Source organism: Streptosporangium sp. NPDC001681, assembly GCF_040298085.1.
Classification (GTDB): Bacteria; Actinomycetota; Actinomycetes; order Streptosporangiales; family Streptosporangiaceae; genus Streptosporangium.
On record NZ_JBEOZN010000019.1, the window covers coordinates 1 to 14,315 of the forward strand.

The following is a 14,315-nucleotide window of genomic DNA, read 5'->3' on the forward strand; positions in this document are numbered from 1 at the left end:
GCGGCGTCGGGGGGGGGGGGGGGGGGGGGGCCGGCCGGCCCCCGGGGCGGGTGGGCCGGCGCCGGGGGCGGGGCCCCCCCCCCCGCGGGGGCCCCACGGCCCGTTCTGTTCGATGGGACCTGCCGGCCAGGCTGCTCGGGTGTCACCACCACCCATGGCCGGGCCTCGGCGCTCGCGAGGGGACCGGGTGAGACGCGGAGGTCGTCCGCTGACCGTCACGCCACGGCGGACCGGTCGACCTCCTGGGCCATGCCCGTCGCCCTGACTCGGTCCAGTTTCTCCTCGAAATCCTCCAGCCGGGTGATCGTGTTGCTGGTGAGGCGGCGCAGTCCGAACTCGGCGAGGTAGGTCCGGCGGGTGGGCAGGTGCGCGAGGAGCACCTTCCCGAACGCCGTAGCGTGCGCCGCCTCGTGGAAGCCCACATCCAGCGGCTGCACGCGCGGCGTCTCGGGCGAGTCGACCACCTCCGCGACCACGAGGTGGGCGTCCCGCAGCACGCTGTAGTAGACGGCGGTGCCGCTGATCCGGTGGGCGTGCTGGAGCGCCTCCGACACCAGCGGCGTGCTGCCGAGCTGGTCACGGAGGCGCTGGTTCAGCGACGTGAGCTTTTGACGCGCTCTTCGGCATGAATGCCGAAGATTTAGCCTGTGCCGCTGATGCGGCACTTCTGCGGCTTCCTGCTTCACCGACCTGTGCCACCGAAGTGGTCTTACCGAGTCTCCACAGGCTTTCGAGCCTTCCGGCCCGCGTTCCCGCCCGCCCGGCGGTACCTGACGGCGATCACAGTACTACACACTGTTCCGCCTTGGCGGCGAAGCGGCTTTTCCTGCCCCGCTACGCGGGAGAGTCCGCTTCACCCCCGGCGCACTACGGACGATTCCGGTAGCCCAGGCCGTAGCCCCGGGAGTTGGGCAGCCGGACCAGGTAGCCCTCGTGAATGAGCGTGTTCAGCAGGTGGTACGTCGTGGACAGCTTGAAACCGCAGCGTCGCGCCACGGCCTTGCCGGTGACGCCGTCACCGGCCGACGCCACCACCTCCAGCACGTGCAGCGCGCGCTGGACGGACGAGAGAAGTCCCTGGCTCTCAGCCGGTTGCGACACGGAGGACCTTCATGAACTCGCGCATCCACGCCGGGTGGTCGGGCCAGGCCCGCCCGGTCACCAGGTTTCCGTCCACATGGGCCTCGCTGTCGACCCAGGTCGCGCCCGCCACCTCGACGTCCGGGGCGCAGGCCGGGTAGGCGCTGCTCTCCCGGCCCTTCAGCACGCCCGCCGCCGCCAGCAGGATCGGCCCGTGGCACAGCGCCGCGATCGGCTTGCCGGCCCCGGCGAAGTGCCTGACGATCTCCAGGCAGTCGCGGTCGTTGCGGATGTACTCCGGCGCCCGGCCGCCGGGAATGACCAGCGCCGCGTACCGCTCCGGGTCGACGTCGGCGAACGCGAGGTCGGAGGGCCAGGTGTGCCCGGGCTTCTCGGTGTAGGTGTCGAAGCCGTCGACGAAGTCGTGCACCACGAACTGGAGCTTCTTGGCGCTCGGCGCGGCGATGTCCACCTCGTACCCCTCCTCGAGCAGCCGCTGGTAGGGATACATCACCTCCAGGTCCTCCGCCGCGTCACCTGTGACGATCAGCACCTTGGCCATCGCGTAACACCTCCGTAATCAGTCTCCCCCGATCCTCACCATGCGCGGGTGCAGGGTCAACGGCGGAGATTCCACGGGTCGGAAAAACGGACATTACCTGGTCCACTCGCCCCGCGAGGGCGGCGCGGACATCGGGTCAGACCTTGATCTGGCGAGTGATGGACGGGTCGGTGATCGCGGTGTCGTCGGCCAGCAGGAACGCCTTGGAGATGATGACCGAGAGCATGCCGCCCTCCTCCTCGAACGGCAGGAAGACCTGGTCGGACCCGACGCGGGGAACGATGCAGAGATAGGCGTCGTTGGGCTCCATCAGGATGTTGCCCGATCCCAGGTGGATCCGGTAGGTGCGCAGGTCACCGCGGACCCGCAGGAAGCGGTCGGTGAGTTCGGCCCGGTCGGCGATGCGCAGGCGGGGGAGCAGCCGGGTCAGGGCGTCGCGGCGGATCTCGGCGGTCTCGGTGAGGTCGCCGAAGTTGTAGGAGTGCCAGTAGTCGCCCTGCCCTTCGGGGTCAAGACCGACGGAGGAGACGCCGACGGCGAGGTCGGCGTCACGCATGACCTCCGACAGCACCAGCGACGGCACCTCGGTCAGCGGTGCCGGTCCGTGGAACTCCTCCTGCGACGACTCCTCGTCGGTGCGGTGGAACCGGATCGGGCCGCTGAGGCAGAACGCGGCGGTGCCGCCGCCGTCGGTCTCCCAGGACTCCCAGGGCAGGTGCATGTCCCAGCGAGCCTGCCAGCCGAGGACGTCCTTGACGGCCTCGCCCTGCTCCGAGCCGCCCGCCGCGTCCCAGTGACCGAGCGAGAGACCGGTCCAGCCACGTTCGGACAGCAACGCCTTGGCCTGGCCGTATCGCAGTCGATGTCCGGCGAAGCGGTTGGAGAGCGTCCCGGACCGCTCCTCGGCCGGGGTGAGCAGGTAGACCTCGCGAAAGGCCTGTTTGAACGGCTGCCGTGACCCGATCTCCAACAGGTGGTCGCGCCAGGCACGGACCTCCTCGACGGTCTCCCTGATGGGATGCCAGAGCTGCATCGGGGTGTCGGCGCGGGGCTGGATCCGGCGACCGAGCGGGTCGGTGAGCTCCCAGCCGTCGCCGGCCCTGACCGGTGTCCCGGCGGGGCCCTGCAGGATCTGCCAGATCAGCCGCCTGCCGTGGACGCCGGTGACGGGGTGGTCGAGGAAGAACTCCTCGACCTGACCCCAGCGCCAGACCCGGTCTTCGGCCAGCGCTCGCTCGACGCGGAACCGCTCGGCGGGCAGGGTCCCGCGGATCTCCTTGAGCGTGTTCCTGAACTCGGAGAGCAGCCCGCCGTGGCTCTCCCTGACCGCTTTCGGCGCTGATTTAACTGGTTTGCCCGCCGGGTTGAGGAAGGTCAGCAGTGGTGTGCCCGCCTCGTCCAGCGCCAGCCGGATGACGTGCTCGCCCGCCATCTCCTCCCGTACGCCGTCGGGGCCGAGCCCGAACGTCGGCGCGGTCCGGTCGAGTAACTGCTCGCGGCTGAGCCCGGCGTGGGCGGCCACCGTGTCCAGCACCTGCGCGACCTTCGCCAGAATCGACTTCTTCCTGACCTTGGCCTGTATCCGGGCCAGCGGAGCCACCACCTCCAGACCGCCGTGCCGGCCCAGTACGAGCAGGGCGGCGTTGACCAGCATCTCGCAGCGTGAGTTGGGCCCGGACCCGCCGATTCCGGTGCCCGCCGTCAGCGCCACCTCTCCGAGCAGCGGGACCGTCCACGGCTCGTCGATCAGCTCGCAGGTCCACACCATGCCGCGCAGCAGCGTGGCGGTGCGCCCGTGGAGGTACGTGGTCGTGGTCCACGTGTGATCGCCGTTCTGGTGCCGGACGGTCGACTCCCGGTGGGCGGGCACCCGATCCAGGATCTCCCGGATGAGCACGACGGCGTCCGGCGTGAGCAGGTCGGCGGCCTGCCCGAGCCAGGCGGGGTTGGGACGCGCCGAGGTGGCGGTCATCCAGTGGCGCAGCAGGGGGAACGTCCGCGGGTCGCCGAGGCGCGAGCCGTACTCGGTGGCCATCAGGACGGCGAAGTCGTCACCGCGGCCGGCCAGGCAGGCGGTGGCCGTTACGGGGTCGTTCTCGGCGTGCCCGGCCAGGAGAATGTCCAGGTCGCGCTTGAGCCGTGAGGAGGAGTGCCATGGGAGGCCGGTCATGACCTCCTGGATCCGGCGCATCGGGAGAAGATAACGGCGTTGTTCCTCGTGGGTGAGCTTTCCGGTGACCGCCCACGGGATGGCCAGTGGGGCCTGGTAGCTGTAACTGTGCAGGACGGGCTCGGTCGCCGCCCGCCAGAGCAGCTCGATCTCGTCGCCGCTCCAGTCGAGTTTCCGCTCGGCGACCCGCAGGGCCAGCAGCGCGAGGTCGGGGCGATGGTCGTTTTCGCGGTCGCGGGGCATGCTCATCCGCAACTGCGCCCACACTCCCACCGCGCGCCACTGCGCGTCGCTGAGATCGGGCCCGAGCGCGGCGGTGACCTTCTCGGTGAACGTCGGCGCGGGCCAGCGCTGCTCCGGCACGTAGAGCTCGTCGAGCCGGGCGAACATGTCAGCGCGAGTCCGGTCGAGGTCGCCGAGCCAGCCGAGCTGCTCGGCGGAGAGCTCGGTGAGCAGGTCCAGGTCAGAAGTCAACGGTCGTCTCCAGCGATAGGGGGCACCGCCATGACTACCAACCGGCTCTGACAAATCCCGGTCACGGAACAGCCGTGTCAGGGCCGCGCGTGGCCTGGATCCCGTCGGGTGAGTGGCTCAGGCCGGGTGGGGCGGAGGCCGGCGGGCCAGGGCGGCGGCCGTGCCGTCGATCAGGGCTCGGAGGCCGTGTTCGAAGGCGTCCTCGCCGGGCGAACCACCGCTCTCGCGGAGCGCCACGAGCAGGGTGGCCTCCGTACCCCCGTCGAGCAGTCCGGCCAGCGCCGCGAGCCGGTCCGCGGGCGTGCCCGCGTGCTCCTGGCGTTCGGTCTGCTCCTGAAGGACGCATCCGTTGACGTAACGGGTGAGGGCCGTGATCGTGCGCAGTGCCAGGACCGGGGTGAAGCCGCGGCCGACCATGGCGGTCATCTCCTCGTCGAACATCCTGATCGTCGCCGGGCTCAGGGCGGCGGCGCCGGAGACGATGCGGGCGCCGTCGCGGTGGGCGAGCAGGGAGTCGCGGTACGCGCGGGCACGGCGGGTGAGCCAGTCCTGCCAGGACTCGCCGTCGCGGGGCGGGCCCATCCCGGCGGCCAGGACGATCGCGTCGGCCATCCCGTCGAGCAACTCCTGCTTGTTGCGCAGGTGCCAGTAGAGCGCGGGCGACTGGACGCCCAGCTCCGAGGCGAGCCGGCGCACCGTCAGCCCGTCCAGGCCGACCTCGTCGAGCAGCCGCAGTGCTGTATCGATCATCGTCTGCCGGGTCAGGCCGGCTCCCCGCTTGTTCTCGCCCATCGGTTGACACCTTAGCAGCGCTAAGGGAGCATGACGGCGACGTGACTTAGCACTGCTAAGGAACGCTCGCGCGCCGGACACCGCACGGAGTCGGGGCCGGACCGCGAAGGCCGGTCACAGAGGGGAGAGCCATGTCCAACGTGCGAAAACAGCGGCTGACCAGGGCGCTGCTGACCTGTGGTGCGGTAGCCGGACCGCTGTTCATCCTCGCGGTCGTGATCCAGGACTACACGCGCGCGGGTTTCGACCCCAGGCGGCAGCCGCTCAGCATGCTGAGCCTGGGCGACCTGGGATGGATCCAGATCGCCAACTTCGTCATCACCGGGCTGCTGAACATCGCGTTCGCGGTCGGGCTGTGGCGGGCGTTGCGTCCAGGCCATGGCGGGACCTGGGGGCCGCTACTCATCGGCGCGTACGGGACCGGCCTGGTCGGCGCCGGTGTCTTCCGCTTCGAACCGGCGTGGGGCTACCCGCCCGGTGCGCCGCAGGGTCCTCCCGACGCCCCCGGTTTGAGTTACATCCTGCACGGCGCCGCCTTCGGCGCGGTGTTCGTCTCGCTGGTCGCGGCATGCTTCGTCTTCACCCGTCATTTCGCCGTACGGGGAGAGCGCGGATGGGCGCTCTACTGCGCGGCCACGGGCGTGGCGCTTCCCGCCCTCTACCTGCTGGCGGGGCTGCTGTCGGACGACGGCGAGAACTCCCGGCCCCTGAGCCTGCTCCTCCGCGCCATCGCGCTCCTGGGCTGGGGATGGGCCGCGGTGCTCGCGGTACGGGTACGCGCATCCCACACGCCGGCCGGGCCCGGCGTCGGCTCTGGAGCCGTACGACAACAGCATCATGGTCCGTGAGTTCCACGACCACCTCAACCACGCCCTCGCCGCCTGACCTCTCACCGCCGTCGTCGGCACCCGCCAGGGTGAGCGAGGGGCTGCGAATCGCCTCAGCGGTGGCGAGAGAGCGGGCTCTGAACGGTGTGGCCGGGGTCGGCGGACTCGCCAGGGGCGCCGATCGCCTGGTCGCCTGGTGTGGCGCGTACTGGATCACACCGTGCTCTCGGGTGCGAGGAAGCAGGCTTCCAACTCCCCGCTATGGCTTATTGCACTTGCCCGATCACTTTTGGTGAGGCAGACTGGGGGTGCCGCGCCCCCGGTGGGTGTTGGAAGTGAGGCCGGGACTACCGATGGAATCGGGTGCCCGGCCTTCGCGTTTTCCTCCCTCAGTCAAGACAGATCAGGCGGATTCGGTCAGCCAGTAGTTTGAAGCCGCCGGTCTGCCCGTCCAGCCACCATGTTGTCGCTCCGGCAACGGCATCGGCGCCCCAGAGGAGCGGCTCCTGTCCTGGTTGCTCCCATGTGATCTTGATATTTCCCGAGAGGGTGCGGCCCCTGCGGATCCCCATGACCAGTAAGAGGTCAAGGTGGTCCAACTTGGGTGAGCGACTCTCGATGGTCGCTGTGATCACCCCTTCTTGATCAAGCTCGTAGAGCAGTCTTTCAAGACAGATGCGCCGTGCTCTTTCGTAGGGAAGGCCTCTGTTGAAGATGTGGATGGTGACGATGTTCTTCATCGGCATGGTGGCGATTGAGCCGGCGATGGCGAGTTGTCGTGCGGCAGACTCCTCTCGCCAGTGCAGACGAGGACTCTTGCCCAGTCGAAGAGATTCCAGTGTCGCGCGGATGTCGTCGTGGTCGGCGGAATCCATGATGACTGCCGCCATCGCGTAGACGCTGCAGTCGCCAGGGCGGCGACGGAGACTCTCGTCGATGTAGGCCGTAAGCACTCGGTAAAGATATCGTCACGCAAGGCGAACGTCGCGGTTTTCGTGTGGCGCCCAAAGGGAATAGATGGTTATAAGCGGCAAAATTTGTTGTATTAATCAAATGTGATATTTGTGAGACATGTCTGCCGGGTATCGGCAATGTGCCCTCCATGCCGGGCTGACAGTCTGTTCTCCTGATGTCACCATGCGCAGATGGGCATCTTCCCCACTTCACCTCCCGTTCCGCCGAAAGTACTTACCCCCAGGCAGAGGCGCGGGTTGGAGATCGCCGAACGCGAGGACGAGCTGCGCGACCAGTGGAAGAAGTTCGATCGTGAGCGCACCCGTATTTTCCAGGAGACCGGCCAAAAAGTCAGCGGCAAGGAGTCCAAGGTAAGCAAGAAAGAGAAAGCGGTACGGGCCGAGTTGCGTGCGCTGGAGGCAGAGCGGGCCGCTCTCCTCAAGCAGATCACCGATCGCGAGGTCAAGCTCCGGCCCAAGCAGGCCGAGTACGACCGGGCCCGCTCTGCGGCCAAGCAGGCGGACAAGCGCAGGAAGGTTTCGGTCACCGAGGCCGAGCGGAAGGTGCGGGCCGATCTCGCCAGGTTGCAGAGCGAGCGCGCCTACGTGGACGGCACCGTACACCGGGACCGCATAGAGGGCCAGAGCACCGAGGCCATCTGGAACACCTGCCATGACCCGGAGACTTTCGGTTCCGAGGATTGGTGACCCGTATACCGCGCTCTCGGGCCGGCCGCCTGGCCCCTGGTCTACGTCGTCCCGACGTCGACCGCCACCACGCTCAAGACCTAATACTGTGTCAAGCTCGCTCAGGGAGTCGGCAACCTGCCGAGCAAATGCTGGACAAGAACGGTCTGTGCACAGCCCTTCCTCAAGGAGGGGTTTGGTGACTACCGCCGGCTCAGGGCGTCTTGCCGATCGGGGAGAACCTGTTCGCCTACCTGGGACTCGCCGACTAGGAACGCAGGGGTGACCTCATGACGTCGCCTACCCGTGTGCCCCGACGATGCGCAGGGCGAGCTCGCAGTAGTGGTCGGCGATGTCCTTGTCGCTCCACTCGCCCTCCTCGCGGTACCACCGGGAGACGTCGACGCCGAGCGACAGCAGTGCGAGCGCGCTCATCCGCGGGTTGGAGGTGTGGAACACGCCGCGGGTGACGCCGGCCTCCACGATCTGACGTATCTCCTGCCCGATGGCGCGCCGGATGGCGCTGATCTCCCGGTAGTGCTCCGGGTTGAGCTCGGCGAGCTCGTAGTTGACGACGCGTGCGCTCGTGTGGCTGCGGGCGTGGTGCATGGTGAACTCGCGGACGACCGCCAGGAGTTGCTCCACCGGGTCGTCCGAGCTCGCCGCGCCCTCTCGCACGAGCCGCAGCGTGACGTCGTGTCCCGACCGTGAGATCAGGTAGAGCAGTTCCTCCTTGGACTTGTAGTGCACGTAGAGGGCCGCGGGGCTCATCCCGGCCGCCGACGCGATGTCGCGGGTGGTCGTGCCGTGGAATCCCTTGGCGGCGAAGGACTCCACAGCGGCGGCGATCAGCCGGTCGCGGGCGCTCGTAGGGCGGGTTTCCCCCGTCGTCGGGTGGTCGTCCGGCACGTCACCACTTTCTGTGATCTGGCTCACCGGCTCCCCTCGCGGTCGGGGCGTTGACAAGGATGTCGCAATTGAGGAACGCTAAGCAAGCGCTTAGCGATAAGCAAGCGCTTAGTCAGTCTGCTCGTGCGAGGTTCTCTTGAGACGCGGTATCCACAACTCCGACCACGAGGCGTTCCGCTTGCCCGGTGGCTACGGCTACATGAACGAGTACCGCGTGGCCCGTGCCTGGTGCGATGCCCGCGTGACCAGGATCTGGGCCGGCTCCAACGAGATCATGAAGGAGCTCATCGGCCGGGACCTCGGTCTCTGACCGGCGGCAGAACGTGGAAAACAGAGGAAGACCGATGCCCGAAGCGGTCGGGGAAGCGCGGAGATGACGAAGAGGTTCGAGGGAAAGACGGCGATCGTGACCGGTGCCAGCCGCGGCATCGGTTTCGCCATCGCGGAACGGCTGGTGGCCGAGGGCGCGCGGGTCTGCGTCACCGCCCGCAAGCGGGAGGCGCTCGAGGAGGCGGTGCGGGCTCTCGGCGGCCCCGGCCACGCGATCGCGTCCGCCGGCGGGAGCGACGACGTCGAGCACCAGTCGGACACGGTCCGGCGCACCCTGGAGGCGTTCGGCAGCGTCGACATGCTGGTGAACAACACCGGCATCAACCCGGCCTACGGGCCCATGCTCGACCTCGACGTCGACGTGGCACGCAAGATCTTCGAGGTCAACTGCCTCGCCGCGCTGTCCTGGGTTCAGCAGGCGCACCGCGCCTGGATGGGCGAGCACGGCGGCTCGGTGGTCAACGTGTCCTCGGTGGCCGGTGTCAGGCCGGCGCCGGGCATCGGCTTCTACGGCGCGAGCAAGGCGATGCTGACCTACATCACCCAGGAGCTCGCGGTCGAGCTCGGTCCGGGTGTCCGCGTCAACGCGGTCGCCCCGGCGGTGGTGAAGACGAGGTTCGCGACCGCGCTGTACGAGGGCAGGGAGGAGCAGGTCGCGTCGGCCTACCCGCTCAAGCGGCTCGGCGTGCCGGAGGACATCGGCGGCGTGGTGGCCTTCCTGCTCTCGGAGGACGCGGGATGGCTCACCGGGCAGCTCATCGCGGTCGACGGAGGGTTGACCCTCACCGGAGGCGTGTGACACGGCCTCCGGCGCCGCGGCCGCCGGAGGCCGGAGGGCGGTCCGGCCGACCATGCAGGCAGCCGTCGGTCCCCACGGCCGTCGCGGGATCGCCGGGCGATCCACTCTCAGTGCGTCAAGACTCGGACATACCAATCAGAGGAGACCAAGTGAACGAGCAGCAGAACCGGCGGCCGGGTCGTGTCGCGATGGTCACCGGGGCCGCACGTGGCATCGGCGCCGCGGTCGCGAAACGGCTCGGCGAGGACGGATTCGCCGTGGCGGTCCTGGACCTGGACGAGGCGGCGTGCAAGCCGGTGGTGGACGAGATCGAGGCCGCCGGTGGCAGGGCGCTGGCGGTCGGTGTGGACGTGGCCGACGAGCAGGCGGTGGAGGCCGCGGTGGCCAGGGTCGCCGGGGAGCTCGGCGCTCCGACGGTGCTGGTGAACAACGCCGGCATCATCCGCGACAACCTGCTGTTCAAGATGACCGCGACCGACTGGGACGCGGTGATGGGCGTGCACCTACGCGGGGCGTTCCTGATGAGCAGGGCCGCACAGAGGCACATGACCGAGGCGGGATGGGGGCGCGTCGTGAACCTGTCCAGCACCTCCGCGCTCGGAAACCGGGGGCAGGCCAACTACGCCGCGGCCAAGGCCGGCCTGCAGGGTTTCACCAAGACGCTGGCGATCGAGCTGGGCAGGTTCGGGGTCACCGTGAACGCGATCGCGCCGGGGTTCATCGAGACCGAGATGACCGCCGCCACCGCCGAGCGGGTCGGGGTGCCGTTCGAGCACTTCAAGGCGGCGGCGGCCAAGGAGATCCCGGTCGGCCGGGTCGGCCGGCCCGAGGACATCGCCGCGACCGTGTCGTTCTTCGTACGGGAGGAGGCCTCGTTCGTGTCCGGTCAGGTGATCTATGTCGCCGGCGGGCCCCGCGCCTGACGGCGGAGCCGGCGAGGGGGCGCGACCAGGGAGTCGTCCGGTCAGGCACCGGGATACTTCCTGAGCCAGGCGCCGGTGATCTCGTGATCTCCGGTGGACCAGGCCGCGAAGTCGTCCGCCAGCTCGGTGATGGCGTCGCGGCCCTCCAGGTGGGCGAGCCAGCCGGCGGGAAGCGCGGCCTCGCCGTGCCGGGCTCCCAGCAGGTTGCCGCAGACGGCCCCGGTGGAGTCGCTGTCGCCGGAGTGGTTGACCGCGAGCAGCAGCGCCCGCCCGACGTCGCCGGGCGCGGGGTGCGCCAGGGCGCAGTAGACCGCGATGGCCAGCGCCTCCTCGGCGACCCACGCCCCGCCGAGTGACTCGACCCGCTCCGGGCTCGGATCCCCCTTCGCCGCCAGGGACACGGCGGTGCGCAGCGCCCGGCTGGTCTCCTCGTGCGAGGGGTACGTCTCCAGCAGCTCCGTCGCCTGCCGTACGGCCCGCGCGAGCGGCTCGTCCTCCGCCGTGTCCGGCGAGGTCTGCTCGGCGGGAGTAACCAGGAAGTGCACGATGGCCGCGAAGGCGCCGGCGGCGAGGTATCCGGTGGGGTGGCCATGGGTGAGCTGGGCGCACTCGGCGGCCAGGTCGAAGGCGTGCCGTGGACTCCGGGGGCTCCGTGCGCGCAGGCCGAACGGGGCCGAACGCATCACCGTTCCGCAGCCCTTGGAATCGGGGTTGACCGGCCCCGGCTCGCCGAACGGCGCGGGGGCGACCGCGCCCCGGTGTCGCAGGCCCGACAGGCAGGCGTTCCCGGGGGCCCGCCGGGAGTAGAGCCACCTCTGCTCGCGGAGCAGGCCGGTGCGGATCGGGTCGTTCCCCGGAGAGCCGGGCGGCGGGGAGGGATGCCGCTGGGTGTCCAGCCAGCGCAGGTAGGCGTGGTGGACCGCGCCGACGTCGCCGCCGCGGATCAACCCCTCCACGGTGAACAGCGTCATCTGCGTGTCATCGGTGATCAGGCCCACCGCGCCGCGCCAGTCGGGGACCAGCCCGGTCACTCCCGCGGGCCCGTGCTGCCTGCGGATCCTCCCGATCGACTCGAACTCGATGGGCGCCCCCAGCGCGTCGCCGAGCGCACCGCCCAGCAGGCAACCTCTCACCCGGTCGCGGTAGCCCTGCGGGTCATGGTCGGGAGGGTGCACGGGCATGATCCTTTCGTTGTCGTTTGACGTCAACAAAACTTGAGATTTGAGACTGTGCGCGAAGGCATCGAGGGAGAGCGATCGATATGCGCATTGTCCAGGTAACCGGGTTCGGGGGACCAGAGGTACCGGTGGTGGACCGGGCGCCGGAGCCGATCTCCGGAGGGGCTCCTTCTTCCCGGTGGATTATCACGGAGCCCGGGGTGGCGCTGTGCTCGTTTGGTAACGGTGACGTAACAGGTCTTTACTGATGATTCCGCCCGGTGGTTGACTCCGATCATTCACTGTAAGCGCTTCCACCTTCTGCCGCCGTCGAGTGTAAGCGCTTCCACTCGCTGGGAGATCGGACGACAGGTGTCAAACAGTTACGAAGGTCAGGGGGCGACCATCTACGAGGTCGCGCAGCGGGCGGGCGTCTCCATCGCCACCGTCTCCCGGGCTCTGCGCAACACCGGCCCCGTCGCGGCCGGAACGCGCGAGAAGGTGCTGAGGGCGGTCGAGGAACTCGGCTTCACCCCGAGCCGCCTCGGCGTCTCTCTTGCCCAGGGCCGCCATGCGGCCAACGGGATCGTCTTCCCCGACCTGTCGGGCCCCTATTTCGCCGAGGTCCTCCTCGGGTACGAGGAGGTGGCCTCCGAGCTCGGCCGCTCCGTGCTCATTCTGTCCACGCGCGGGCGGGCCGCCGTGCAGGACCTGGTCAGGGATCTTGTCGGCCGGGTGGACGGCATGGTGATCTTCGGCAGGACCGTCGAGGACGCCGTGGTGGACGAGATCATCAGGAGCAGGACGCCGCTGGTCCTGCTCGCGCGCGATCCCGTCGAGCGGGCGGACGCGGTCTGCAGCGAGAACACCGCGTCGGCCGAGGCGCTCACCACCCACCTGCTCGGACACGGTTACTCCACCTTCGCCCTGGCCGGGGACGACGACCGGGGCGACGTCACCCAGCGCTGGACGGGTGTCAGGCGGGTCCTGTCCGACCACGGGATCCGGCCCCCGGAGCCGCTGCCCTGCGAGCTCACCGTGGAGGGCGGGTACGCGGCGGGGCGGACGCTACTCGGGGGGAAACCCGGTGGAGCGCGCCGGCCGGAGGCGGTGATCTGCGCCGACGACCAGGTGGCTCTCGGCGTCATCCTGGCGGCCGAGGAACTCGGCCTCGACGTGCCGGGCGACGTGGCGGTCACCGGCTGGGACGACATCATGGCCGCCCGCCACGCCAGGCCCGCCCTCACCACGGTGCGCCAGCCCATGCGCCTGCTCGGCGCCCGCGCCGCTCGCGCGCTGGACGAGCTCATCAAGGGTGCTCGTACCGTCCCGAACTCCGAGATTCTCCCCACCCAGCTGATCGTTCGATCCAGCTGCGGTCCTCACCCCCTGGAGGAAAAGTGAAGAAGTACGCCGTCGGGATCCTCGCGTTGGGACTGGTGCTCGCCGGGTGCGGCCGGAGTGGTGGAGGGGCCGCGGAGCAGGCGAGGGACGTCGACACCGGCAAGGCCACCGGCGAGGTCACGGTCTGGGCGATCGGGGCCGAGGGGGAGGCGCTGGGCGCCTTCGCCAAGGACTTCGAGACGGCCAACCCCGGCATCACGATCAAGGTGACCCCACTCGGCTGGGACGTGGCCCACGACAAGATCACCGCGGCCATCGCGGGGAACGCCACCCCCGACATCACCATGCTGGGCAGTACCTGGATGGGCGAGATGGCCAAGACCGGCGCCCTCGACCCCACCCCGGCCGGCCTGATCGACAAGTCGACGTTCTTCCCCGGCGCGTGGGGCACGGTCGAGGTGGACGGGACCGCGTACGGAGTGCCCTGGTACGTCGAGACCCGCGCCCTGTACTACCGCAAGGACCTCGCTTCGAGGGCGGCGGTGAAGCCGCCCGTCACCTGGGAGGAGACCACCGCCTTCGTCAGGGCGCTCAAGGAGAAGGGGGGCGCCTCGCTCGGCGTCGAGCAGAACTTCCGGCAGGGCTCCTGGCAGGAGGTGCTGCCGCTGGTGTGGCAGGCGGGGGGTGAGATCGTCTCGGGCGGGAAGTGGACGCTGGACACGCCCCAGATGGTCCAGGCGCTCAAGCAGTACGGCTCGTTCTTCGAGGGCGGGCTCTCCAGCACCGACCAGCCCACCGGCGCCTTCCCGCAGACGTTCGTCAAGGGGAAGGTCGGCGCCTTCTACTCGGGGCCGTGGATGATCGCGGGCCTGGAGAAGGAGGGCGGCGACGGCTTCGGTGAGAAGTTCGCCGTCGCGCCCTACCCGAAGGGGAGCGCGGGAGGCACCAGCCTGGTCGGCGGTAGCGACATGGTGGTCTTCAAGGACGCGAAGAACCGCGACGCCGCCTGGAAGTTCCTGCGCTGGCTCGTCGACCCCAAGGTCCAGGCCGCCTGGTACACCAAGGTCAACGCGCTGCCCAGCGTCGAGGCCGCCTGGCAGGACCCGGCGCTGACCGCCGACGAGCGCGTCACCGTCTTCGGCGAGCAGCTCAAGGACGCCAAGGCCGTCCCCGCCGTCCCGACATGGGAGCAGGTGGCCAAGGTGATGGAGACCGAGATCGAGAAGATGGCTCTGGGCAAGCAGACGGCCGAGGAAACGGCCAAGACCGTCCAGGAGCAGGCCGAGACCATCGGGACCGGGGTCTGAC

The 14,315-nt window shown here is 69.4% G+C and carries 14 protein-coding genes and 1 pseudogene; 7 read left to right on the forward strand and 8 right to left on the reverse strand.

What is annotated here, in order from left to right; all coding sequences use genetic code 11:
- Nucleotides 1-215 precede the first annotated feature (215 nt).
- The 5 genes from ABT130_RS11655 to ABT130_RS11675 all read right to left on the reverse strand — a co-directional run bounded on the left by ABT130_RS11655 (nt 216) and on the right by ABT130_RS11675 (nt 5,078).
- Nucleotides 216-554 (reverse strand): IclR family transcriptional regulator domain-containing protein, encoded by a 339-nt coding sequence (locus ABT130_RS11655; protein WP_350954909.1) that lies wholly within the window; start codon nt 552-554, stop codon nt 216-218.
- 313 nt (nt 555-867) lie between these two features.
- Complete coding sequence (locus tag ABT130_RS11660; RefSeq protein ID WP_350954912.1) at nt 868-1,101, reverse strand: helix-turn-helix domain-containing protein; 234 nt, start codon at nt 1,099-1,101, stop codon at nt 868-870.
- Nucleotides 1,085-1,642, reverse strand: a complete 558-nt coding sequence (locus tag ABT130_RS11665) for a DJ-1/PfpI family protein (RefSeq protein ID WP_350954914.1) — start codon at nt 1,640-1,642, stop codon at nt 1,085-1,087. Before ABT130_RS11665 ends, ABT130_RS11660 begins: the two co-directional genes overlap by 17 nt.
- Before the next feature lie 136 nt (nt 1,643-1,778).
- Nucleotides 1,779-4,286: a DUF4132 domain-containing protein gene (locus ABT130_RS11670; protein WP_350954917.1), complete on the reverse strand. Its 2,508-nt coding sequence runs from the start codon at nt 4,284-4,286 to the stop codon at nt 1,779-1,781.
- A gap of 117 nt (nt 4,287-4,403) precedes the next feature.
- The gene (locus ABT130_RS11675) at nt 4,404-5,078 is read right to left on the reverse strand and encodes a TetR/AcrR family transcriptional regulator C-terminal domain-containing protein (RefSeq protein ID WP_350954920.1); all 675 of its coding nucleotides are present in this window, start codon (nt 5,076-5,078) and stop codon (nt 4,404-4,406) included.
- A gap of 131 nt (nt 5,079-5,209) precedes the next feature.
- On the opposite strand from ABT130_RS11675, the gene ABT130_RS11680 reads away from it, so the two are divergent.
- Nucleotides 5,210-5,926, forward strand: a complete 717-nt coding sequence (locus tag ABT130_RS11680) for a DUF998 domain-containing protein (RefSeq protein WP_350954923.1) — start codon at nt 5,210-5,212, stop codon at nt 5,924-5,926.
- Nucleotides 5,927-6,294: 368 nt separating this feature from the next.
- Here the strand turns inward: ABT130_RS11680 and ABT130_RS11685 are convergent, their stop codons facing one another.
- Nucleotides 6,295-6,795 carry a hypothetical protein gene (locus ABT130_RS11685; RefSeq protein ID WP_350954926.1) on the reverse strand — a complete coding sequence of 167 codons (501 nt, stop codon included), beginning with the start codon at nt 6,793-6,795 and terminating at the stop codon, nt 6,295-6,297.
- 321 nt (nt 6,796-7,116) lie between these two features.
- Between ABT130_RS11685 and ABT130_RS11690 the strand changes: the two genes are divergently transcribed.
- Nucleotides 7,117-7,566, forward strand: coding sequence for a hypothetical protein (locus ABT130_RS11690; protein WP_350954928.1), 450 nt, complete (start codon nt 7,117-7,119; stop codon nt 7,564-7,566).
- A gap of 279 nt (nt 7,567-7,845) precedes the next feature.
- Here the strand turns inward: ABT130_RS11690 and ABT130_RS11695 are convergent, their stop codons facing one another.
- Nucleotides 7,846-8,481 carry a TetR/AcrR family transcriptional regulator gene (locus tag ABT130_RS11695; protein ID WP_350954931.1) on the reverse strand — a complete coding sequence of 212 codons (636 nt, stop codon included), beginning with the start codon at nt 8,479-8,481 and terminating at the stop codon, nt 7,846-7,848.
- A 148-nt stretch (nt 8,482-8,629) separates the two neighbouring features.
- Here ABT130_RS11695 and ABT130_RS11700 point away from each other — a divergent pair.
- From ABT130_RS11700 to fabG, 3 genes and pseudogenes are all read left to right on the forward strand, one after another.
- A pseudogene (locus ABT130_RS11700) lies at nt 8,630-8,764 on the forward strand (acyl-CoA dehydrogenase family protein); the annotation flags it as partial.
- A 63-nt stretch (nt 8,765-8,827) separates the two neighbouring features.
- Nucleotides 8,828-9,583: an SDR family oxidoreductase gene (locus tag ABT130_RS11705; RefSeq protein ID WP_350912542.1), complete on the forward strand. Its 756-nt coding sequence runs from the start codon at nt 8,828-8,830 to the stop codon at nt 9,581-9,583.
- A 188-nt stretch (nt 9,584-9,771) separates the two neighbouring features.
- Nucleotides 9,772-10,506, forward strand: coding sequence for a 3-oxoacyl-ACP reductase FabG (fabG, locus tag ABT130_RS11710; RefSeq protein ID WP_350912726.1), 735 nt, complete (start codon nt 9,772-9,774; stop codon nt 10,504-10,506).
- Nucleotides 10,507-10,547: 41 nt separating this feature from the next.
- Here fabG and ABT130_RS11715 read toward each other — a convergent pair whose 3' ends face one another.
- Nucleotides 10,548-11,687 carry an ADP-ribosylglycohydrolase family protein gene (locus ABT130_RS11715; RefSeq protein WP_350954933.1) on the reverse strand — a complete coding sequence of 380 codons (1,140 nt, stop codon included), beginning with the start codon at nt 11,685-11,687 and terminating at the stop codon, nt 10,548-10,550.
- A gap of 348 nt (nt 11,688-12,035) precedes the next feature.
- Here ABT130_RS11715 and ABT130_RS11720 point away from each other — a divergent pair, with 348 nt between their 5' ends.
- Entirely contained in the window at nt 12,036-13,067 is a 1,032-nt protein-coding gene (locus tag ABT130_RS11720; protein WP_350954936.1) for a LacI family DNA-binding transcriptional regulator, read from the forward strand.
- Nucleotides 13,064-14,314, forward strand: coding sequence for a sugar ABC transporter substrate-binding protein (locus ABT130_RS11725; protein ID WP_350954939.1), 1,251 nt, complete (start codon nt 13,064-13,066; stop codon nt 14,312-14,314). Before ABT130_RS11720 ends, ABT130_RS11725 begins: the two co-directional genes overlap by 4 nt.
- Nucleotide 14,315 lies beyond the last annotated feature (1 nt).

Excerpts from the sequence above, each read along its gene's own strand:
- ABT130_RS11665 (WP_350954914.1), bottom strand. The coding sequence starts at position 1,642 with ATGGCCAAGGTGCTGATCGTCACAGGTGACGCGGCGGAGGACCTGGAG.
- ABT130_RS11675 (WP_350954920.1), bottom strand. The coding sequence starts at position 5,078 with ATGGGCGAGAACAAGCGGGGAGCCGGCCTGACCCGGCAGACGATGATC.
- ABT130_RS11680 (WP_350954923.1), top strand. The coding sequence starts at position 5,210 with ATGTCCAACGTGCGAAAACAGCGGCTGACCAGGGCGCTGCTGACCTGT.
- ABT130_RS11685 (WP_350954926.1), bottom strand. The coding sequence starts at position 6,795 with ATGGCGGCAGTCATCATGGATTCCGCCGACCACGACGACATCCGCGCG.
- ABT130_RS11705 (WP_350912542.1), top strand. The coding sequence starts at position 8,828 with ATGACGAAGAGGTTCGAGGGAAAGACGGCGATCGTGACCGGTGCCAGC.
- fabG (WP_350912726.1), top strand. The coding sequence starts at position 9,772 with ATGGTCACCGGGGCCGCACGTGGCATCGGCGCCGCGGTCGCGAAACGG.
- ABT130_RS11715 (WP_350954933.1), bottom strand. The coding sequence starts at position 11,687 with ATGCCCGTGCACCCTCCCGACCATGACCCGCAGGGCTACCGCGACCGG.